We start from the raw sequence: 20921 nt of genomic DNA, 5'->3' as shown, positions 1-20921 counted from the left end.
TAGTTTCGTCTCGGTATTAATAAGAGGTCGTGTTGAATTTTAAGGTTTTTCGTGCCTCACAAGGCATGGTGTGGTTAAAAGCAGGATGGCGAGTGTTTAAAACTCAGCCATTCACGTTTGTCATGATGCATTTATTTATCATCATAGTGAGTGTGGTGCCCTTACTTGCGCCTATTTTGAATATTGCCGCAGCACTTATCGCGCCTTTTCTGACCTTGGGCCTCTACCAAGCTGTGGTTAGCAAGCAACAAGGGCAAACTATTCAGCTGTCGAGTATTTTACAGCCGCTGCTGAGCAAAGGTCGTCGGCTGGGAGTGTTTCGTTTGGCGCTGTGCCAAGTGTTAGTGGCTTTGCTGGTGGCACAATTAGCAGGGTTTCTCTTTGCTGATGTTGTCGCGGTGATGCAACAAACTTCAGAAACGACCACGCCAGAACAACTGCTTGAGCAACTAGCTGGTGCCTTTGATGTTGGCAATATCCTGTTGTTTGTGATGGCATTAACGCTCAATTACATGGCTTTTGCCTTTGCTTTACCGCTAGTTTATTTCAAAAATGTACCTTTGTGGTCGGCAATCCAGCTGTCATTTCAAGTGTTCACACGCAATGTCGCGCCGCTGACCGTGTTTGGTTTGCTGGTTGCGTTTGCGGTGGTGATTTCGCTACCATTACAATTGATCCCGTTGTTAGCCGTGTTACCCATATCGTATATAGGTTTTTTTGTTGCATATCAGACAATCTTTAGTGATATGGCAACAGCAAAGGATTCTGCCGAGCAAACTACGAGTGTAGTTGCTGCGGACAGATTTGACGCCTAATGGATGACAAAGAACAGCAAAAGCTGCGCCGCTATGCGGTGTGGCTGCTGTCGCGGCGGGATTACAGTAAGACCCAACTGACTCAAAAACTTCGGCAAAAATGTCAGGGTGAAGCTTTTGTTCAGGCCTTGCTGGCTTGGTGTGAAAAGCTCGGATATATTGACGATGCGCGTTTTTGTGAACAATACGTAAGACGCCAGTTGGAAAAAGGGGTAGGACGCCAGCGGATCATGGCAGAAGCCTACGCAAAAGGTGTTGCAAGACAGGCAGTAGAAAATTACCTCAATGACCTGCAAATAGACTGGTATGAGCAGGCCTGCAATGCCTATAATAAGAAGTTTCTTAAACCGTTTAATAACAAAGATTATCAAGAAAAAGCCAAGCGCCAGCGTTATATGGCAGGTCGAGGATTTGGCTTTGATGAAATCGCATATGCAATGCAAGCAGCACAAATAGGTGAATAATCACATGCAGCACATGACTACCGCTGAAATCAGGCAGAGTTTTTTAGATTTTTTTGCGAAAAATCAGCACCAAGTGGTGCCTTCTAGTTCATTGATCCCAGGTAATGATGCCACTTTGCTATTTACCAATGCTGGGATGGTGCAATTTAAAGACGTATTTTTAGGCGCAGAAAAGCGTCCATACACCCGTGCCGCCAGTTCACAACGTTGCGTGCGTGCCGGTGGTAAGCACAACGACTTGGAAAACGTCGGTTATACTGCGCGTCACCATACTTTCTTTGAAATGCTCGGTAACTTTAGTTTTGGCGATTACTTCAAGCGTGATGCCATCACTTTAGCGTGGAATTTCCTGACCACAGTTTTACAGCTCCCAGCAGAAAAGCTGCTTGTCACGGTTTATCATGAAGATGATGAAGCGTTTGATATTTGGAATAAAACTGTTGGCGTACCAGCAGAAAAGATCATCCGTATTGCCACCGCAGATAACTTTTGGTCAATGGGTGATACAGGTCCTTGCGGCCCGTGTTCAGAAATTTTCTTTGACCACGGCGACCATATTTGGGGTGGCCCACCGGGTTCTCCAGAAGAAGATGGCGACCGCTTTATCGAGATTTGGAACTTAGTTTTCATGCAGTTTAACCGTCATGCTGACGGTACTATGGAGCCATTACCACAGCAGTCAGTTGACACGGGGATGGGTCTTGAGCGTATTTCTGCTATTATGCAGGGTGTGCATTCAAACTATGAAATTGACCTGTTCCAAGGTTTGATTAAAGCCGCCGCGGTGGCAACCAATGCACAAGATTTAGAAGACAAATCGTTACGCGTAGTAGCTGACCACATTCGTTCATGTGCATTCTTGATTGCTGATGGCGTGATGCCTTCTAACGAAGGTCGTGGTTATGTGTTACGCCGTATTATCCGCCGTGCCGTGCGTCATGGTAACAAGCTAGGTGCAACGGAACCATTCTTCCACAAACTTGTGGTCGCGTTAGTAGAGCAAATGGGGGTAGCTTACCCTGAGCTTGCTAAACAACAGGCGATTATTGAGAAAGTCTTACGTATCGAAGAAGAGCAATTTGGCAAAACCTTAGACCGTGGTCTGGCGATTTTGGAAGAAAGTTTAGCCGATATCCAAGGTGATGTGATCCCAGGTGAGCTGGTATTCAAATTGTATGATACCTATGGTTTCCCAGCTGATTTAACCGCAGACGTTGCGCGTGAGCGTTTTATGACGATTGATGAGCGTGGTTTCCAAGAACATATGGAAGCGCAGCGTCGTAAAGCTCAACAAGCAGGAAAGTTTGGCGCTGATTACAACGAATTGTTGAAATCAGATAAACACACGGACTTTAAAGGCTACGAAGCGGTACACCATAGCGGTACCGTGATTGAACTTTTCCATCAAGGCCAGAAAGTGAGTGTGCTTGAAGATGGTCAAGATGGCATTGTGGTATTAGACCGTACACCATTCTACGCTGAGTCGGGTGGTCAGGTTGGTGACACGGGCGTGTTGAAAGTGGCGGGTGGTGAATTCCAAGTTTTGGATACCACTAAACTTGGTAATGCGTTTGCGCACAAAGGCAAAATCATTGGCCGTATTGGTGTGAACGACAAAGTTGATGCGCATATCGACGCTGAGCGCCGAGACCGTATTAAGAAAAACCACACCGCGACGCATATCCTACACGAAGCACTGCGCCAAGCATTAGGCGAACACGTGGCGCAAAAAGGCTCATTGGTGATGCCTGATCGCCTGCGTTTTGACTTCTCTCATTTTGAAGGCGTGAGTAAAGCGCAATTGCGTGAGATTGAAGATGCGGTGAACGCGGAGATCCGCCGTAACTTTGCACTGCACACTGAATTAATGGCTATTGACGAAGCCAAAGCCAAAGGTGCCATGGCACTATTTGGTGAAAAGTACGACGACGAAGTACGCGTAGTCAGCCTTGGCGACTACTCCATCGAATTGTGTGGTGGTACGCATGTTAATCGTGCAGGTGATATCGGCTTATTCAAGATCATATCTGAAAGCGGTATTGCAGCTGGTGTGCGTCGTATCGAAGCGGTGACAGGGGCTGATGCGATTGCTTATGTCGCTGAACAAGAAAAGCAGTTAGCGGAAATTGCAGCGCTCTTGAAAGGCGACAGCAACTCTGCACTTGAGAAAGTGGCGGCGTTAATTGAAAAAGCCAAGGGCTTAGAAAAGCAAGTTGCGCAACTGAACGACAAACTAGCGTCTGCGGCGGGTGCCTCTTTGCTTGATTCAGTCACTGAAGTGAACGGTATCAAACTACTGGTTGCAAACGTGGCGGGTACTGAAAGCAAAGCACTGCGCGGTATGGTGGATGACCTTAAGAGCAAGATTGGCTCTGGCGTTATTGCTTTAGGTGTAGCCGAAGGCGATAAAGTAAGCCTAATTGCTGGTGTCACTAAAGATTTGACTGGGAAAGTGAAAGCTGGTGATTTAGTTAACCACATGGCGTCACAAGTCGGTGGTAAAGGTGGTGGACGTCCAGATATGGCACAAGCAGGTGGTTCTCAGCCAGAGAATCTAGCGGCAGCACTTGCCTCTGTACCAGCTTGGTTGGCAGCTGTTTCCGCCTAAATAGCATAAAAATTACGTAAGATAACGGTGTGAGGTGTCTGCTTCACACCGTTTTTATTTTCTGCGTCATCTCAATTTATATATCTTGCTATTAATTCCAATTCAATACGGTTTGAAGTATCGCTCTTTTGGCATTTTTCGAAAATGCTTAGATTCTCTCGTGTGGCTAGTCGAATTTACAATTTGTGATTTTTGTGGTGGTGCGACAAAATTCTGTTTTAGAGAGAATATTAACCCCCATTATTTGTCCATCATGATTGTTGTAGCACTCGATATTTACTTCTAATATCTAAAGCCGCAAGAAGATTGCCTTAATCTCAGCTGGTTAATCGAAAAAAGCTTGGTTATAACTATAACAAGTGGCACTCTGATACTGGAGCGAGCCCTTGGGCATACCTTGATAATGACGCGGTAAAAAAGTCAGGACGAAAAATTGCTCTTTACAGCGAAATTTTCTGGAAAGTATTTAGTTGTTGAGTTTTACTTACTTTTACAAGAACTTTTCTTTAAAATGTAGCTGCAGCGGAATCTTTTTAAATTTTGGAATAACAGGAGCAAGAGAATGCTAATACTAACTCGTCGAGTCGGTGAAACACTTATGATTGGTGATGAAGTGACAGTAACGGTTTTAGGTGTTAAAGGAAACCAAGTCCGTATCGGTGTTAACGCGCCAAAAGATGTTTCGGTACACCGTGAAGAAATCTACATGCGAATTCAAGCTGAAAAAACAGGCCCTTCTTCAGACAATATGTAACTGTCTTTAAATCATAGGTCATTGCAGTGCACTGTATTAATAACCTCAGAGTTATTGAGTTAAATTATTACAAGGCAGCTTGCTGAGGTTTTAAGAGCATGGATACTCGCAAAATCGACCCTTTGATGTGACGGCCATAGGCAAGTTTAGATGCATATGAAAAAGTAGCCAAATGGCTACTTTTTTGCTTTATTAATAATGTAATCAATAACCTGCTCTTCCATATGCGAAGCGCTTAAATAGTGATTTCCTCTAGCGGAGGAAAAAACCACACCACTGTTAGTCCGCACAACAGCAGTAATATCAGCCCATAGCCACTGCATTTTATTGCCGCGATTCTCTGTTTTGATCCCTTGCTCATCAATTATCACTTGTACGTCTGTACCAGCAGCTCGCGACCACATTTGTCGCGTAACCCACCAAGGTTCCTGAAAGTAATTAGCCACACATTCCAATATAGCCAGCATGATCAAAAAAGTACCGAGATAATGATCTTTAAGGCCATAAATAGAAAACATACCTAGCCCGACCAATAACAGCAGTAATGCATATCGTGGCATTTTTTTCGGTGTTAACGGTGCACAACTTTGAAAGCACTCACGGTAAAAAGGTTTGTCTAAGGTATAACTAAAGGAATAACGCATGTTGTCACCACAGCTACAGTTTTCGCTATTATATACCTTTCCTACTTGAAGTTGCAGCGGCGTTGGTGGCGTTCCTCGCGCCATTCACATAGGGTGTCTATGCTCATTGCGACTCGCTTACTAGCCGTCTATCTGTAACTTCAAGTTATTAGGGGATCGCACACTCCAAATTTGGTTCCTAAGCTTGAGCCACTTCGCTTTGAACAGCCATGTTCCTGTGGGTAAATTAGTCATTAATTGGTATTACCATTTTCTGGCTAAATAATAACACTCTTCTATATTGATAAGCGGGTGTTAGTGCCAAGTATTGATTGTGAATATTTTGAGTATTTTTCATGTTGATACCACTTTTGTCGCCTTTTTAAGCTAACTCAATGAAAAAAAAGAAAAACATCATTGGTAATACCAATTGACATTTAGCTGGACAGTGTGGGTGTGTTTGATATTATCATGGAATAAATATTCATAAAAAAAGATTAACTATTCTATCTGGGGGCCGCATGGATGTTTCAGCAACGTTACTGACAGCAGCAAATATCATGGTAACAGGCATGGTAGGGGTATTTTTGTTCCTCTCCTTGCTGATTTTCATTGTCAAACTAGTAGCACGTTGGTGTGTTGAAGAAGCGCCAGTGATTACGAAAAAACCTGCAACAAAGCAAACTTTACCTGGACAAGTTCCTGCAACGCATGTGGCGGTTATCAGCGCTGCTATTGCGCAATACAAAAAACAACATCAACAGGAGTAACTTATGACGCAGCTTAAACTTACTGAACTGGTGCTTCGCGATGCACACCAGTCGTTACTTGCGACCAGAATGCGACTTGAAGACATGCTACCTATCGCAGAAAAGTTGGATAAGGTTGGTTATTGGTCGATGGAATCTTGGGGAGGGGCAACATTTGATGCCTGTATTCGCTATCTTGGTGAAGATCCTTGGTATCGCATTCGCGCATTGAAAGAAGCTATGCCTAACACGCCGCAACAAATGTTGCTGCGTGGTCAAAATTTACTTGGGTATCGCCATTATGCCGATGACGTGGTTGAAAAGTTTGTTGAACGTGCGCATCAAAGTGGTGTAGATGTGTTTCGCATCTTCGACGCAATGAACGACATGCGTAATTTGCAAACGGCAATACGTGCGGCGGTCAAAGTTGGCGCCCATGCGCAAGGTACCATCTCGTATACGGTCAGCCCAGTACATACGCTAGATATGTGGCTAAAACAAGCAAAACAGCTGGAAGAGATGGGTTGCCAATCGATTTGTATTAAAGATATGGCGGGGCTGTTGAAACCCTACGATGCTGAGCAGCTGATCTTAGGCTTGAAAAGTACAGTTTCTCTGCCAATTGCAATGCAATGTCATGCTACGACTGGCTTAAGTACTGCAACTTACCAAAAAGCCATTGACGCTGGGATTGATATGCTTGATACCGCGATTTCGTCAATGAGTATGACTTACGGTCACAGTGCCACAGAAACCATAGTTGCTATCACAGAAGGTATGGCGCGTGATACCGGATTAGATCTTGCCTTGCTGGAGGAAATAGCCAGCTATTTCCGCGACGTGCGGAAAAAATATGCCGCGTTTGAAGGTAGTTTAAAAGGCGTGGATGGTCGTATTCTGCTGGCGCAAGTGCCAGGCGGGATGCTAACTAATATGGAAAGTCAGCTGCGTGAACAGGGGGCTGAGCAGCGTCTTGATGAAGTGTTATTGGAAATTCCTAAGGTACGTCAAGATCTTGGCTACATCCCATTAGTGACGCCTACCTCCCAAATTGTTGGCACTCAGGCGGTGTTAAATGTGTTAAGTGGTGAGCGCTACAAATCTATCACTAAAGAAACCGCTGGGGTGTTAAAAGGCGAATATGGTTTGACGCCTGCGCCAGTTGATACGGCACTACAGCAACGCGTATTGGAGGGCGCGCAAGCCATCACATGCCGCCCTGCAGATTTATTACAGCCAGAACTGGCTGTGCTTGAAAGTGAGCTGTTAGCCAAAGCCAAAACTGAGCAAATAGCTCTTGCTGATGAAGTTATTGACGATGTATTGACCTATGCCTTATTCCCGCAAGTAGGTTTGAAATTCCTGAAAAACCGCCACAATCCAGAGGCTTTCGAGCCCAAACCGGGTTTAGTGACTACAGCTGCTACACCAACCGCGGCGCCCGCAGCCCGCCAAGGTAGTAGCGAGCGCTATAGTGTGCAAGTTGATGGTAAAGTTTACGATGTGGTGGTAGCACCAGGTGGCGCGTTGCAAAGCGTAAAAGTAAGTGACAGTGAATTGCTGCCGCAATCGGCCTCGCTGGTATCAGAAGAAACCCTCAATGCTCCGCTGGCAGGTAATATCGTCAAAATAAAAGTCAAAGCGGGTGATACAGTGAGCAAGGGCGATGTAGTGATCCTCATGGAAGCCATGAAAATGGAAACTGAGATCCGCGCTCAGCATGCCGGTCAAGTTGTCGAAGTACTCGTAGCAGAAGGCGATGCCGTTGCTGCTGGCGACGCCATTATTGCGCTTGCTTAGGAGCTGACATGGACGGATTACTTAACCTTTGGCAGGCCACAGGGCTTGCCAACTTCACCTTGCCTGCACTTATTATGATGGGGGTGGGTGGCTTATTACTGTATTTAGCGATAGCCAAAGGGTTTGAGCCTTTGCTACTGGTACCAATTGGTTTTGGTGCCATCTTAACTAACATCCCTGTGGCTGGGCTATCAGAGCCGGGTGGCCTGCTGTATTACGTTTATTACATAGGTATCGACAGCGGGGTGTTTCCACTCCTTATCTTTATGGGAGTAGGTGCACTAACGGATTTTAGCGCGCTTATCGCAAATCCTAAGATGCTATTGCTCGGTGCTGCGGCGCAGTTTGGTATTTTTGCCACACTGTTTGGCGCCATTATGCTGAATTTAGTGCCTGGGTTTGAATTTACCTTAAAAGATGCCTCTGCGATTGCCATTATTGGCGGGGCTGACGGACCAACGGCGATATTTCTGGCCTCTAAGTTAGCACCTGAATTACTTGGTGCGATTGCAGTAGCGGCTTATTCGTATATGGCATTAGTGCCAATTATTCAGCCGCCCATTATGAAGGCGCTGACTACAGAAGAAGAGCGACAAATTGCAATGCCGCAATTACGTCATGTGTCAAAGCGTGAAAAATTACTGTTTCCGCTTTTAGTGCTAGGGATGACTATCTTGTTCTTACCTGCCGCTGCACCTTTGGTCGGGATGTTCTGCTTAGGTAATTTAATGCGCGAATCCGGTGTAGTAGAGCGCTTAAGCAGTACCGCACAAAATGAATTGATTAATATCACCACAATATTTCTTGGTTTAGCTGTGGGTTCTAAGTTGGCTGCCGATAAGTTCTTAACGGTAGAAACAATCGGTATTTTGGTGTTGGGTGCCGTTGCTTTTGGTATAGGAACTGCCTCTGGCGTGTACATGGCGAAAATCATGAATCGCTTATCGAAAGATCCGATTAATCCATTAATTGGTGCCGCAGGAGTTTCGGCCGTGCCTATGGCTGCGCGAGTAGTGAACAAGGTGGGGTTAGCGAGTAACCCGCATAACTTTTTATTAATGCACGCGATGGGGCCTAATGTCGCTGGGGTATTAGGCAGTGCCGTGGCTGCGGGTATTTTGCTCGCTTTAGTAGGATAGATTTGTAAACTCTCCAACCGACTGGCGCGGCGTAAGCTGCGCTTTTTTTTGCGCAGCTGTTAGTGATTGCCAAGCTAATCAAGCTGAGGTCAGATATGCTCTAAAGCGCAATCAAAGGGTAACTAACGCGTTTAAGTACGCATGTGTAGACTAAGCTCTGCGCATTTTTATACCATAGGCTAATTGAAGTAGGGACGAGAGAGTTTTTACTTGCTCAGCTGTGTGGGAGTAAATATGAAAGTAATAGTGGTACTGGGATTATTGGTGATTAGTTTAGTCATTTTAATCCCCTTGTTAGAGCGCTTTCAGGGGAATTGGAGTAAAGACGCCTATCATAAAATCGGCCGTTGGATTTTGCCTTTGGTGATGATGTCGCTCGTCGTGCAGTTACTGTACGCATTGCTGCACGGCGAGTGAGTCAGCGATAAACTTAGTTGTTTAACGCCAATTGCAGGCTACGGTTGCGCTCAAGTAGCGCTAAACGTTGGTCAGCGAGAGGTTTAAAGTTTGCCAGTTCAGCGGCTGGTAAAGGCTCTGATTTTGGCAGCGGTACAGTTTTTGGATTGCGGTGTACACCATTCACTAAAAACTCATAATGTAAGTGCGCACCGGTTACGCGACCAGTTGCACCTACTGTACCAATCTTTTCACCTTGGCGGATTTTATCGCCAGTTTTGGCATAGCGTTTATCTAAATGCAGATACTTAGTCACGTATTGTGAACCATGCTGAATAAACACATAGTTGCCGTTTAAGTCGTTATAGCCAGATTTCAATACCTTGCCATTACCAGAAGCCACCACCGGCGTGCCCACGCGTGCGGCGTAATCAATACCGCGGTGAGCACTAACTTTACCTGTCACAGGGTGCAAACGACGTGGATTGAAATTCGAGCTGATGTACTTAAAGTTGACTGGTGCGCGCAAGAAGGCTTTTTTCATGCTGCGACCTTCTGGGGTGTAAAACTCTCCATCGCTGTGTTTTACTGCGGCAAAGCGTTCACCCTGATTGATAAACTCAGCGGCGAGGATCTCACCAGTACCAATCAGTTCACCATCGACATAGTGCGTTTCAAAAAGCAGTGAGAACTGATCGCCTTCACGAATATCGTTGGCAAAGTCGACGTCCCAGCCAAAAATATCGGCAAAATTCATGATCTGCCGCTCGCTCAAGCCAGCTGTGATACCCGCAGTCCAAAAACTAGAACTGATCTGCCCACTGACAGACTGGGCAACGGTATCCACTTCTTTACTGTCGATATGGCTGCGGTAATTACCGTTGGCCTCTCTGGTGACCAGTAAAGTATCGGTTTTTGAGATCACATACTTTAACTGTAATAACTCACCGTTATTGTCTTTAGCAAAGCTTAGGGTTTCGCCTGGGTGAATACTGGTAAGTTGTTTAGTGTCGTTGCTGAGATTGACGATTTGATGCAAAGTTTGAGGAGAGAGACCGGCTTGTTTGAAGATAATAGCGAGGCTATCACCGGATTTGACTTTGAAATCATCAAAACTAAATTCTTGGTCGGCCGCGAGTTGGGAAATTTGGCTTTCCTGCTCATCCCCTGCGGTTTGTGACACTTTGCTGTCTGGGACGGCGGTTGCAATATTTGGCTCAATAACATCAAGCGGCAACTCATAACGTTTGCCCACTTCTAATAGCGATACATCGTTATCTCTTGATGCCGTTGCCTTTTCAGAAGGAATAAGTGCAACCCCGGCCATAGCGGCCAGAATACCTAGGATCAGCATTTTGTGTTTTTTAGGAAGCTTATGCACCACGTGAACCATAACGCGCCTTTTCTGCTGTCAAGATGTATTGTGAATAATATTGCAGGATATACGCAATAAAGCGTTAATACCAGTATTTTGTACATTTAAACTCGACTTAATATGAGCTAGAATCGGGCGCTAAGTAGAAAAATTTGTTGGAGTGAGAGATGGTGGATTTAGAAACTGCGTTTGCTGAGATCAAGCGCGGCGCCGAAGAGATTTTATTAGAAGACGAATTGAAGGAAAAACTCAAGTCTGGCAAAAAACTTCGTATTAAAGCGGGATTTGATCCAACAGCGCCAGATCTACACTTAGGTCACACCGTACTTATCAACAAAATGAGAACGTTTCAGGATTTAGGCCATGAGGTTATCTTCCTGATTGGTGACTTTACTGGCCTTATCGGCGACCCAACGGGTAAAAACGTAACACGTAAACCTTTGACTCGTGAGCAGGTCCTTGCTAATGCTGAAACCTACAAAGAGCAAGTGTTTAAGATTTTAGACCCAGCTAAAACCACAGTAGCTTTTAACTCTGAGTGGATGGAAAAGCTAGGTGCGGCTGGTATGATCAAACTTGCTGCAAGTCAAACGGTTGCTCGTATGCTAGAGCGTGACGACTTTAAAAAGCGTTATGCGAATGGCCAATCAATTGCGATTCACGAATTCTTGTATCCGCTAGTGCAAGGCTGGGATTCGGTAGCATTGAAAGCAGACGTAGAACTAGGTGGTACAGATCAACGCTTTAACCTGTTAATGGGCCGTGAGTTACAAAAAGACGAAGGCCAAGCACCACAAACAGTACTGATGATGCCGCTACTTGAAGGTACGGATGGCGTGCAGAAGATGTCTAAGTCATTGGGTAACTATATTGGTATCACAGATGAGCCAAACGATATGTTTGGTAAAATCATGTCGATCACTGATGACTTGATGTGGCGTTACTACGAATTACTAAGTGCTTTGAGCCTAGAGCAAATCGCAGCTTTAAAAGCAGAAGTGGCAAATGGTAAAAATCCGCGCGATATCAAAATCGACTTTGCAAAAGAAATGATTGCGCGTTTCCATAGTGCAGAAGCTGCTGAGGCCGCGCATCAGGACTTTATTCAACGTTTCTCGAAAAACGCGTTGCCTGATGATATTCCAGATGTAACTGTGACGACTGAAGGCACAGAAATGGCTATCAGTGTGTTACTAAAAGAAGCTGGTTTAGTAGATAGCACCTCAGAAGCGCTGCGTATGATCAAGCAAGGCGCGGTGAAGCTAAATGGTGAAGATAAAATCACTGACAGCAAAATGATGGTAGCTAAAGGCTCAACCGCGATTTATCAAGTTGGTAAGCGTAAATTTGCTAATGTCACACTTGCGTAATGGCGCGTAGTCACGATTAAGATACTTTAAACCGACGCTAGCGTCGGTTTTTTTCTGCCTACAAGGTGGCTAATTGCGCAGCTGAGTTTGTAAAAACAGATTCAGCGCAGCCCATAACAAACAGATCAAAGCCAGCAGAAACCAGCGTAGATAATTCAGCAAGCGAATTGTTTCGCGGATATCGGCGCTAAGCGGATGGCGTTCAGTGCCAAAACGCATTTTTTGAAACCGTTCGCCTTGATATAACGCTGGGCCGCCAAGTTGTACATTCAAGCTTGCGGCAAACAGCGACAAGATCCAGCCACTATTGGTTTGATAACAATGTCGACCGTATAGACGAATATAATGCCAAGTCTTTTTATAATTTTGTAATAGCGATAATAGTGCTACAAACATACGAATAAACGGCCACTCGACAACAAATAGCGTGCGCTCTAACGGTTTCATAAAGTAACTGTTGGGCGGTAAAGTTTTGCGCCACGCATGATTGCAGAGCAACATTAATTTGTAGGCCAGCATTAACCAAGGGCCAGTGCCAAGGTATAACAGTACGATGACCCAAAACTGCCTCACCTGATTCAGACACAAAGATTCAATACAGGCTTTGATGATACCTACTTCAGACAGATTGCGGGTGTCACGTACGACCAATTGCGTGCTGAGCTGGCGTGCTGTGGCTTTTTGACCGAGATCCAATAGTTTGGCTATTTTTTGCGCTTTACGCTCAAAAATTGGATTATAAAGGCAAAGATAGAGTAATAAGCCATCAACCCACACTGGATAAAGTGCAAAACTACTGATGCCAAAGATAAGCACCACAATCGTTGCAATGGGTAATAAAAAAGCCAGACTGCCAGCAATATACCATTGCTGCTTGTTGGTGTTGGGTTGATACACGCGTTTGCCTATCATGGCAAATAAGTGAGAATAAAACGCGTTGGGATGATACCAGCTGTGTAGCGGCAGCAGTCGCGATAACGCGACTGCGAGGATAAACACCAGCAAACTTTCGTGAGTTTGCAACAGCGTTAAAGACACCTTATAGCGTAACCTGAGTAAGCTTTTGTAATAGTGCCACAACCATTTTTGAAGAATTAACCGAAGCGACTTCTAAATATTCTTCAAACGACTGTGGCGACTCTTTACCCGCAATGTCAGACAATGAGCGGATCACCACAAACGGCGTGTGTAATGAATGGCATACCTGCGCAATTGCAGCGCCTTCCATTTCTACCGCTAACATCGCAGGGAAGTCTTGGCGGGCCTTGTCGATACGTACTGGGTCGCACATGAAAATATCACCAGTACAAATTAAGCCAACCATAGTTTGCACGTTTTCCACTTCCGCAACGCTTTGCTTAGCTGCTTCAATAAGTGCTGGGTGAGCGGTAAAACCCGCAGGCATTTGTGGTACTTGACCAATTTCGTAGCCAAACGCAGTTACGTCAACATCGTGGTGACGCACTTCGCTTGAAATCACCACATCGCCAACATTAAGAGACGGCTCGAAACCGCCCGCTGAGCCAGTATTGATCACACAGTCAGGAGTAAAATTATCAATTAGCAAAGTCGTTGCGATGGCTGATGCAACTTTACCAATGCCTGATTGTACTAAAGTGACTTGTTGACCAGCTAAATCACCAGAAAAAAACGTAAAGCCGCCTTTGCTTACTGTACTTACGTTTTGCATTGCTTCGCGAAGGATAGCAACTTCCGGCTCCATGGCGCCGATAATACCTACTTTCATGCTAATTATTCCTCATAAACTGTGCAGCTCATTATACTGAAGGACAATAAAAATGCGAGTTTAGCTGGCTAAACTCGCATTCTCGTAATCAATTTGTCACTTTATCTAGCCGCTTAAATTTCGGCCAGTTGCGTCGACATGGCTTTTGCTTGTGATGGCGACAATACTGCTGGTTTATAAGTTCTGTTACGTGTTTCGCGAGATTCAGGTTTCTCTGGCTTGCCTAGTTTGAACAGAATCGCAGCGCGTACTTCAGCAGGTTTATAGCCTGCTCTGACTTTCATACGGATGTGTGGAATACCAGCAGCTTCTAGCGCGCCGGTAACAAACCAGTCTTTTTGCGCCTTATGGCCGCTTTTGTTGGCGTTATTCACCAAATCAACCGCCGCAACTATGTTTAAGGTCTCTTTGTCGACTAACACATAGTCTAGTTGTTTGTTTTTCGCTTTGGCCATTGCCGCGCGGCGAGCTTTTGCCGTAAGGCCTGGTTTGCACTCGATCAGATCAACCAATTTAACACGGCTCACGACTTTAAAACGATCGCCAATAGCACGCTCAATCAAATGTAGGAAGCTGGCTTCTACAGTAGTAAAGACATTTTCTTTTTTGCTGAATGGGTAGGGGTTTCCGCCCTGATCTGTGTATTTCGCTGCAACCACAGAGGCAACCACGACCAAAGCGAGAATAGATAACAATGCCAATTCCATAAAACACTCCACTTCGACAATTTTGATAACTCTGCTGAGTTAAAGCAAACTATATGCCAAGTTAAGTGACGGAATTTCGTATTGTTTACAGAGGCGGGACTGAAAACGAGCTTCGTGGTCAGACCCGCATCGTAGCGATTTACTCTGGTGTGTAACCGCCAGCTATACCTTTTACTGCCATGGCTACCGCATCGTGGGCGTGGAGTGATTCGTAATGATTCACCCGGACGCTAAAGTCAGAGTATGCCAGTGGCTCTAGCAATGCTTTCAATTTTCTTGCCGCATCTTCGCAGAATATCAAGTTTTGCCCGTTAAGTCGTGCAAACTCTTGCTCATCTTCACGTTTTACCGCTGCTTGGACGGGCGTTTTGAGTGTTGCCTCAATCAAATCAATTAAGGTCACAATGTCAAATTCCTGACTATTGTGTGATAACAACACTTTCACTTGAGCAATAGAGCGCTGTGAATGAGGCGTCGCAACAATACCTTCGGTACTACCGAGCCAGTTTTTAACTTGTTCAAATGACAATTCTTGCTGCTTAAATTTGGCATCAAAGGCGTTTTGAATTAATTGCCGTGCAAGTGCCGCAGAGCAAGGACAAGTTGATGAGTAAGCAACATCAACAGTTAGTTCAAGTTTAAACTGACCATTAAGCAATACGCTGTTGATCACGACTGGGTAACCTTTCCAGCCTTGCTTACCACTAAGCAGCGATTTGCGACGTAATAGTAATTCGAATTCAAGACGCAGTTTGGCACTTTGGCTTAAGCCTTCGTGGCTAGTAATAAACTGGTCAAGCAATTGCTGAAGGGTAATAGGTGTCAGGGACTGCTCACAAGATAAAGTGTCCAACGCTAAGAATAAGCGTGACATATGAATACCTTTAGCTTGTTCGTCGTCTAGGCTGACATATGCATCGGCTTTGGCAGCGATAGTACAAGGGGCAAGGCCTTTGGTTTCGAGCGTTAATGGGACTTCGATATTGCCCATGCCGACCCATTCTAAGCGGCCGTGAGCAAGTGCACTGGCACTGTGCGCGATATCTGGCATGTTAGCTGGCATTATTTCCTCATTCAGCAAATACTAAAAAACGCGCATAGTACATGAAAAATATCAGAAAGTGGAAAAATGCGTGTTAAAGTCAAATTTGATTTATGCGCAGAGTGTTCACAGCGCTATACAAATCGCCGCCTGATTGGTTTTTTTTAGAAACAACTTGTGAGTATTTTTTGCGCGCGATTGTGCGGGTATTTTGTCAGTGGCGTAACTTTCAAGTGCTATTAGCGCCTCAAGACGTGACGATAATGAGCGTCAATTTTTTGATTATCATCATTTTTTGTTTGTTAAGTAGACAATTTGGTGGCGTGATGATGTTACACTTTTTACGCTCAGGGTATAATGGCGTTATCAGCGGTAGTAAGAACATAACATGATAGATTCATCTGTAGATCCGTGGACGCGCTTGGTGTCCAACTTACTTGAAAAATTTGGTGAGCTCAAAGCTGGGATAATGGTGTACGCCATTATTCTGTTAGTGTCTTTGATTGCTGCATGTATGTTCTATTATGTTGCTCTTGGCGAAATTAATTTATTAGATATTTTAGCTGTGATGTTTTTTACCGCTATCGCTTCTCCTGTGTTGATCATGATGACCATCCAAGCGTTACGGCGTCTTCAGCACTCGCGTGCTTATATCGAATCTGCGACACAACAGGAAAAACTACTCAACCAAACCTTAAAGGACAACATTAACCGCCTCAATAGTGAAATTGACGAGCGGAAAATCGCGCTACACGCCAAACATCGTGCTATTGAAGAATTGAGAAAAGAGATCACCGAGCGGAAAAAAGCGCAGCAAGCATTAGAAACTGCATACAATGATAAGGGCAAATTTATTGCCACTTTAAGTCATGAATTACGCACCCCGCTCAATGGTATTGTTGGTCTGACCCGCATGTTACTTGATACTGAGCTGAATAAGCAGCAGCGCAGTTGGTGTAATACGGTGTTCTCAAGCGCCGAAACACTAGGTAATATTTTTAATGATATCATAGACTTAGATAAAATAGATCGTGAGCAGTTAGATATCGCTGCCGACAGTATCAATGTCTCAGACTTTATTAACGATGTAGTGAACTTTGCGGGACTTATTGCCGATCAAAAGGGGCTCAGTTTTGACATTCAACGTCAGGGTATTTTGGATGTTTACGCGTTACTCGACCCCACACGTTTGCGCCAGGTGTTATGGAATCTAATCAACAACGCGGTGAAATTTACCCATCGTGGAGGTGTGACACTAATTTGCCGACGTGAAAACAAAGAAGATGGCCCTTGGTTATGTGTCAGCGTGATTGATACGGGGATGGGTATTCCCGCCGATCAGCTCGGTAAAATCTTTGAAATGTATTACAAAGCGCCTGATGCCACCGGAGCCAACGCAATTGGTTCAGGAATTGGACTTGCGGTTACCAAAGCATTGGTGGAAGCGATGAAAGGCACCATTAGTGTTATTAGCAAACAAGGGCAGGGCAGCCAGTTTGATGTGACTATTCCACTTAAGTTAACTGCAGCACCAAAAGAGCAAAGTTATGCGGGACGCAGCTTGAATATTTTGTTGGTTGAAGACGTGCCACTGAACGCGGAAATCGCGACCAATCTGCTTGAGCAACGCGGGCATGAAGTGATCTGGGCTGAAACGGGTGAAGATGCCTTGTGTTTGGTCGAAACTGAAGACGACCTCGACCTTATCTTATTAGATATGCAGCTACCGGATATCAACGGCGATGAAGTTGCACGGCAGATACGTGAAGATAGTCGGTTTGATGACCTACCTATTGTCGCGTTAACTGCCAACGTGCGTAGCGCTGAGCAAGAGTTACAGGGAATTAGTATACAAGGCGCCTTGGCTAAACCGATTAATACCACGCGTCTGGATAAAATGCTCGGTGAGTTATTTGGTCTTGATGCACAAAAAAGTCACGGCACCAGTGAGGTGGATGTTTTCGCACAGCTCGATACAGAACAAAGCGAACAACTAGACTTAGAAACCATCAGTGATTTTGTTAATTCTATGGGCTTGTCAGCCTTCTCTCGTAGTATCGAACTATTTGAGCGTTTGAATCCAAAGTATTGTGAAGAACTGCGCAGCGCATTAAATGCACAAAATATTGAAGAATACGCTTCTGTAGCGCATAAGCTCAAGGGTGCGGCGGGTTCGGTTGGCTTGCAACTCGTGCAGTTACACGCAAAAGACATGGAGTTACAGGCGCAGAGTGTTGATGCAACAGCGTTAACGCAGTGGATTGTAGAATTGGAAGCAAAAATAAATGAAGGACAATCAGCCCTTCATTCATTAATTGCAAAACTCGCTGAAACTGAGTAACTGATTAGTTATCAAGTTTACCAATGAAGCGGTAGCCTTCACCGTGAATCGTACTGATAAGTTCAGGTGTGCTGTTATCGCTTTCAAAATGCTTACGAATACGACGGATAGTAACGTCTACCGTACGGTCATTAGCACGCAGTTCACGACCAGTCATATGCTTGATGAGTTGCTCACGGCTGAAAATGCGGCCTGGAGAATCTAGCATTAGGCGTAGTGCACGGTATTCGCCTTTAGGCAAACGCTTAGCAACCCCTGCTGGTGAAGTTAGGCAACGACTATTTTCGTCAAGTTCCCAACCGTTAAAGGTGATAACACCATTTGTTTCAAGCTTTGACTCTTCAGCTGAAGAACCAGTACGAGAAATTAAGTTACGTGCTCTGATAGTCAATTCACGTGGGTTAAATGGCTTGGTGATGTAGTCATCAGCGCCAATCTCTAGACCAAGGATACGATCGACATCGTTGTCACGTCCGGTCAAGAAGATTAGACCAATATTTCTCTTCTGGCGTAACTCACGGGCTAAAATCAGGCCGTTTTTACCCGGAAGATTGATATCCATGATCACGAGGCTTACATCATCATGTGAGGTAAGTTTGTCGTGCATGTCATCACCATCAATGGCTTCAAGAACTTTGTAACCTTCAGCTTCAAATAAACTAACTAGGTTCAGCCGAGTTACGTCTTCATCCTCTACGATCAGAATGACTGGCGTTTGCATTATTTATTAACCTTTTCGGAACATTTTATTTACATGATATTCGGTACAATAGAATAAAACCGAATAATGATGATTATAGGAGCTTATCCAAATGTTAACAAGAAAAATCAGTCTGGATGAAATTTGGCCACAGCCAGCAAACGTGAAAGCACCTTAAAATTGTGCTTGTTCATTGCTTGTTTATTGATGTACAAACGGATTTTGCTCCCTTCTTGGACCAATGACGCTACACCGCCGCCTTCAAGAAATGCAAGGCTTTCACCAACAGTTACTGTGTCCAAGGCAGTTGTATCGGTCCAAGCGGATAGTATATCATTTTCGTGATTTTCATCAACGTATGAGATATCACAGCGCTCAGAAAGTTCCCGTAAATTAGTATTATTTTCAATTTTTAAAATCTGAATTGGTAGATCATTGATGCTCAGATTTTTTGTTGCTTGTAGCACAGCGCCAGGGCCATCATCCAGAGTGAAAAAGCAAAACCTTAAACCGTTTACGGTGCGGCTTTTTGGAAACTCAACAAACTTAGCCATTTGATATAAAAAGGCCGAGCGAACTTGATCGGGAGATTTGGCCTGAACGTTCCAGATGCATAGCGAAAGCACTAAAAGTAGCCAATAAGATTTTGTCATCACACCACCTCCGGTTTTGGCAGGGTGATAACAAAGCGGCTACCTTTCTCAACATTTTCGTCTAAATAGATATTGCCGTTGAGTGCTTGCGTAACTAAGTTATACACTAAGTGCATGCCAAGACCGCTACCACCTTCGCCACGCCGAGTGGTTACGAAAGGGTCGAAAATACGTTTGCGAATACTCGTTGGTACACCACTGCCGTTATCCGAATAGATTACCTGAATATCATTTTCGTTATCGACGATTTCGATATTAATGTGATTGTCGTTGCTATCAGAAAATGCGTGGATCAAAGAGTTAGAGACCAGTTGCTCAATGATTTGCTGGATTGGACCGGCCTTACTGTTGACAAAAAAGTTAGCTGGGCAGTCGATACTGACTTCCGCATGCTTGAGAATTAAATCAGCACGCATGGCGGTTATCACATCGCGCAGCAAGGCTTCTAGATTTAGTTCTGTGCTTAATTCAAGGTCTTGACTAACAGCTACTTTCTTGAATGCGGAGATGAGCTCAGCTGCACGGTTGAGGTTACGGTAAATTAAGTCTAAGTTCTCAATACCATCGTTGATAAAGCGCTCTAACTGCTTTGAGGTAAGTGATTTGCCTTCAAAAGCAACTTTAATATCAGCCAGTTTATCGCGTAGTAACGTTGAGCCAGTCACACCGAGTCCAATTGGGGTGTTTACTTCATGGGCAACACCCGCCACCATTTGTCCAAGCGACGCCATTTTTTCGTTTTCAACGATTTGGTTTTGGTACTGGTGCATGCGCTCTAAGGTGTTCAATAATTCCTGATTTGCTTCTCGTAGTGCGATAGTGCGTTGATTCACTTTTTCTTCAAGGCTTTGGTTAAGTTGCTTGATCTCTAGTTTGTCAGCCTTGTGGCGCTCAATTTGGTTTTGGGTACGAGCTAACATCAAGTTGAGGTTATTGGCTAGAATATTAATTTCTTCTATGTTGTTTTTATTCGCACGGGCACTGTAATTGTGGTTTTTTGACACATCTTGCAGTAGCAGACTCAACTCTTCTATAGGGCTGGCAATACGCTTTTGAATGCCGCGGGCAACCAAACTCACCAACAGCAATACAAAGAGGGTCAGGAAAATGTCGACCAAGATTTTACGATTGATATAACGATTGAGCCGCTCTAAACCACCACGAATATAAACATACCCTTCAGTTTTACCTTCGTAAACCACAGGTTTAATAAGCTCAATATAATCATCGCTGATTTTCGGTGTGAGCAACTCTTCGATACTGTTAACTTTAAGCGGTACAGGTGGAGTTTTGCTGGCATTGAAACTGGTAAAAAACACCGGTTTGTTAGTGATATCATCTATCGCGTAGATATGGATATTTTTTACTAACTCAATGTTATTAAAAGACTGTAGGCGTTTGTCTTCGGTTTTTCTATCATCGAAAATAAGTGTAATTTGTGCGTTGAAAGCGACGATTTCAGCTAAGATGCTGAGCTTTTCAATCAACAGTTGCTTTTGCTCTTTAACATCAAGGTAAGTTGAGATAGAAATAGACAAAGACAGACACAACGCGGTAACTAACATTACCGCGCTTATCAGGGCTTTTCTTATACTTGTTTTTGATCCAGATTTTGCCATTATTTCCAGCAGTTTACTT

Annotated in this window: 19 protein-coding genes; 10 read left to right on the top strand and 9 right to left on the bottom strand. The window is 44.5% G+C overall.

What is annotated here, in order from left to right; genetic code table 11:
- Window positions 1–32 precede the first annotated feature (32 nt).
- The 4 genes from ACFOEE_RS00940 (at window position 33) to csrA (ending at window position 4641) form a co-directional block, all read left to right on the top strand.
- The gene (locus tag ACFOEE_RS00940) at window positions 33–815 is read left to right on the top strand and encodes a BPSS1780 family membrane protein (protein WP_377119980.1); all 783 of its coding nucleotides are present in this window, start codon (window positions 33–35) and stop codon (window positions 813–815) included.
- On the top strand, window positions 815–1279 hold the full coding sequence (locus ACFOEE_RS00935) for a regulatory protein RecX (RefSeq protein WP_377119978.1): 465 nt from the start codon (window positions 815–817) through the stop codon (window positions 1277–1279). The genes ACFOEE_RS00940 and ACFOEE_RS00935 overlap by 1 nt, the downstream gene beginning before the upstream one ends.
- Before the next feature lie 4 nt (window positions 1280–1283).
- On the top strand, window positions 1284–3887 hold the full coding sequence (gene alaS, locus ACFOEE_RS00930; protein ID WP_377119976.1) for an alanine--tRNA ligase: 2604 nt from the start codon (window positions 1284–1286) through the stop codon (window positions 3885–3887).
- Between the two features lie 562 nt (window positions 3888–4449).
- A complete protein-coding gene (gene csrA, locus ACFOEE_RS00925; protein ID WP_377119974.1) occupies window positions 4450–4641 on the top strand; it encodes a carbon storage regulator CsrA in 192 nt (63 codons plus the stop codon).
- A 176-nt stretch (window positions 4642–4817) separates the two neighbouring features.
- On the opposite strand, the gene ACFOEE_RS00920 is transcribed toward csrA, so the two are convergent.
- A complete protein-coding gene (locus ACFOEE_RS00920; RefSeq protein ID WP_377119972.1) occupies window positions 4818–5285 on the bottom strand; it encodes a YcxB family protein in 468 nt (155 codons plus the stop codon).
- A 500-nt stretch (window positions 5286–5785) separates the two neighbouring features.
- Between ACFOEE_RS00920 and ACFOEE_RS00915 the strand changes: the two genes are divergently transcribed.
- The 4 genes from ACFOEE_RS00915 (at window position 5786) to ACFOEE_RS00900 (ending at window position 9369) form a co-directional block, all read left to right on the top strand.
- Window positions 5786–6034: an OadG family protein gene (locus tag ACFOEE_RS00915; RefSeq protein WP_377119971.1), complete on the top strand. Its 249-nt coding sequence runs from the start codon at window positions 5786–5788 to the stop codon at window positions 6032–6034.
- A 3-nt stretch (window positions 6035–6037) separates the two neighbouring features.
- Window positions 6038–7813, top strand: coding sequence for a sodium-extruding oxaloacetate decarboxylase subunit alpha (gene oadA, locus ACFOEE_RS00910; RefSeq protein WP_377119969.1), 1776 nt, complete (start codon window positions 6038–6040; stop codon window positions 7811–7813).
- An 8-nt stretch (window positions 7814–7821) separates the two neighbouring features.
- Entirely contained in the window at window positions 7822–8952 is a 1131-nt protein-coding gene (locus tag ACFOEE_RS00905) for a sodium ion-translocating decarboxylase subunit beta (protein WP_377119967.1), read from the top strand.
- Between the two features lie 234 nt (window positions 8953–9186).
- Window positions 9187–9369 carry a hypothetical protein gene (locus ACFOEE_RS00900; protein WP_377119965.1) on the top strand — a complete coding sequence of 61 codons (183 nt, stop codon included), beginning with the start codon at window positions 9187–9189 and terminating at the stop codon, window positions 9367–9369.
- Window positions 9370–9382: 13 nt separating this feature from the next.
- Here the strand turns inward: ACFOEE_RS00900 and ACFOEE_RS00895 are convergent, their stop codons facing one another.
- Window positions 9383–10741: a peptidoglycan DD-metalloendopeptidase family protein gene (locus tag ACFOEE_RS00895; RefSeq protein WP_377119963.1), complete on the bottom strand. Its 1359-nt coding sequence runs from the start codon at window positions 10739–10741 to the stop codon at window positions 9383–9385.
- A gap of 152 nt (window positions 10742–10893) precedes the next feature.
- On the opposite strand from ACFOEE_RS00895, the gene tyrS reads away from it, so the two are divergent.
- The gene (gene tyrS / locus ACFOEE_RS00890) at window positions 10894–12093 is read left to right on the top strand and encodes a tyrosine--tRNA ligase (RefSeq protein ID WP_377120122.1); all 1200 of its coding nucleotides are present in this window, start codon (window positions 10894–10896) and stop codon (window positions 12091–12093) included.
- A 69-nt stretch (window positions 12094–12162) separates the two neighbouring features.
- Here tyrS and ACFOEE_RS00885 read toward each other — a convergent pair whose 3' ends face one another.
- From ACFOEE_RS00885 to folE2, 4 genes are all read right to left on the bottom strand, one after another.
- On the bottom strand, window positions 12163–13131 hold the full coding sequence (locus tag ACFOEE_RS00885) for a cobalamin biosynthesis protein CobD/CbiB (protein ID WP_377119961.1): 969 nt from the start codon (window positions 13129–13131) through the stop codon (window positions 12163–12165).
- Window position 13132: 1 nt separating this feature from the next.
- Window positions 13133–13840: a 5'-methylthioadenosine/S-adenosylhomocysteine nucleosidase gene (gene mtnN / locus ACFOEE_RS00880; RefSeq protein WP_377119959.1), complete on the bottom strand. Its 708-nt coding sequence runs from the start codon at window positions 13838–13840 to the stop codon at window positions 13133–13135.
- Between the two features lie 113 nt (window positions 13841–13953).
- Window positions 13954–14547 (bottom strand): DUF2726 domain-containing protein, encoded by a 594-nt coding sequence (locus tag ACFOEE_RS00875; RefSeq protein ID WP_377119957.1) that lies wholly within the window; start codon window positions 14545–14547, stop codon window positions 13954–13956.
- Between the two features lie 139 nt (window positions 14548–14686).
- A complete protein-coding gene (folE2, locus tag ACFOEE_RS00870; RefSeq protein ID WP_377119955.1) occupies window positions 14687–15610 on the bottom strand; it encodes a GTP cyclohydrolase FolE2 in 924 nt (307 codons plus the stop codon).
- 367 nt (window positions 15611–15977) lie between these two features.
- Here folE2 and ACFOEE_RS00865 point away from each other — a divergent pair, with 367 nt between their 5' ends.
- On the top strand, window positions 15978–17930 hold the full coding sequence (locus ACFOEE_RS00865; RefSeq protein WP_377119953.1) for an ATP-binding protein: 1953 nt from the start codon (window positions 15978–15980) through the stop codon (window positions 17928–17930).
- 4 nt (window positions 17931–17934) lie between these two features.
- Here the strand turns inward: ACFOEE_RS00865 and arcA are convergent, their stop codons facing one another.
- The 3 genes from arcA to ACFOEE_RS00850 all read right to left on the bottom strand — a co-directional run bounded on the left by arcA (window position 17935) and on the right by ACFOEE_RS00850 (window position 20902).
- Window positions 17935–18651, bottom strand: coding sequence for a two-component system response regulator ArcA (gene arcA / locus ACFOEE_RS00860; protein WP_377119951.1), 717 nt, complete (start codon window positions 18649–18651; stop codon window positions 17935–17937).
- 107 nt (window positions 18652–18758) lie between these two features.
- Window positions 18759–19283, bottom strand: coding sequence for a YfiR family protein (locus tag ACFOEE_RS00855; protein ID WP_377119949.1), 525 nt, complete (start codon window positions 19281–19283; stop codon window positions 18759–18761).
- Window positions 19283–20902 (bottom strand): sensor histidine kinase, encoded by a 1620-nt coding sequence (locus ACFOEE_RS00850; protein ID WP_377119947.1) that lies wholly within the window; start codon window positions 20900–20902, stop codon window positions 19283–19285. Before ACFOEE_RS00850 ends, ACFOEE_RS00855 begins: the two co-directional genes overlap by 1 nt.
- Window positions 20903–20921: the final 19 nt, after the last annotated feature.

The organism is Pseudoalteromonas fenneropenaei, assembly GCF_042643375.1.
Taxonomy (GTDB): domain Bacteria; phylum Pseudomonadota; class Gammaproteobacteria; order Enterobacterales; family Alteromonadaceae; genus Pseudoalteromonas; species Pseudoalteromonas fenneropenaei.
The sequence above is the reverse complement of the archived record's forward strand: the minus strand, read 5'-3'. Positions and strand labels throughout refer to the sequence as shown.

Excerpts from the sequence above, each read along its gene's own strand:
- ACFOEE_RS00895 (WP_377119963.1), bottom strand. The coding sequence starts at position 10,741 with ATGGTTCACGTGGTGCATAAGCTTCCTAAAAAACACAAAATGCTGATC.
- ACFOEE_RS00875 (WP_377119957.1), bottom strand. The coding sequence starts at position 14,547 with ATGGAATTGGCATTGTTATCTATTCTCGCTTTGGTCGTGGTTGCCTCT.
- mtnN (WP_377119959.1), bottom strand. The coding sequence starts at position 13,840 with ATGAAAGTAGGTATTATCGGCGCCATGGAGCCGGAAGTTGCTATCCTT.
- ACFOEE_RS00935 (WP_377119978.1), top strand. The coding sequence starts at position 815 with ATGGATGACAAAGAACAGCAAAAGCTGCGCCGCTATGCGGTGTGGCTG.
- ACFOEE_RS00920 (WP_377119972.1), bottom strand. The coding sequence starts at position 5,285 with ATGCGTTATTCCTTTAGTTATACCTTAGACAAACCTTTTTACCGTGAG.
- csrA (WP_377119974.1), top strand. The coding sequence starts at position 4,450 with ATGCTAATACTAACTCGTCGAGTCGGTGAAACACTTATGATTGGTGAT.
- ACFOEE_RS00865 (WP_377119953.1), top strand. The coding sequence starts at position 15,978 with ATGATAGATTCATCTGTAGATCCGTGGACGCGCTTGGTGTCCAACTTA.
- oadA (WP_377119969.1), top strand. The coding sequence starts at position 6,038 with ATGACGCAGCTTAAACTTACTGAACTGGTGCTTCGCGATGCACACCAG.
- folE2 (WP_377119955.1), bottom strand. The coding sequence starts at position 15,610 with ATGCCAGCTAACATGCCAGATATCGCGCACAGTGCCAGTGCACTTGCT.
- arcA (WP_377119951.1), bottom strand. The coding sequence starts at position 18,651 with ATGCAAACGCCAGTCATTCTGATCGTAGAGGATGAAGACGTAACTCGG.
- ACFOEE_RS00915 (WP_377119971.1), top strand. The coding sequence starts at position 5,786 with ATGGATGTTTCAGCAACGTTACTGACAGCAGCAAATATCATGGTAACA.
- ACFOEE_RS00900 (WP_377119965.1), top strand. The coding sequence starts at position 9,187 with ATGAAAGTAATAGTGGTACTGGGATTATTGGTGATTAGTTTAGTCATT.
- ACFOEE_RS00850 (WP_377119947.1), bottom strand. The coding sequence starts at position 20,902 with ATGGCAAAATCTGGATCAAAAACAAGTATAAGAAAAGCCCTGATAAGC.
- ACFOEE_RS00855 (WP_377119949.1), bottom strand. The coding sequence starts at position 19,283 with ATGACAAAATCTTATTGGCTACTTTTAGTGCTTTCGCTATGCATCTGG.
- alaS (WP_377119976.1), top strand. The coding sequence starts at position 1,284 with ATGCAGCACATGACTACCGCTGAAATCAGGCAGAGTTTTTTAGATTTT.
- ACFOEE_RS00905 (WP_377119967.1), top strand. The coding sequence starts at position 7,822 with ATGGACGGATTACTTAACCTTTGGCAGGCCACAGGGCTTGCCAACTTC.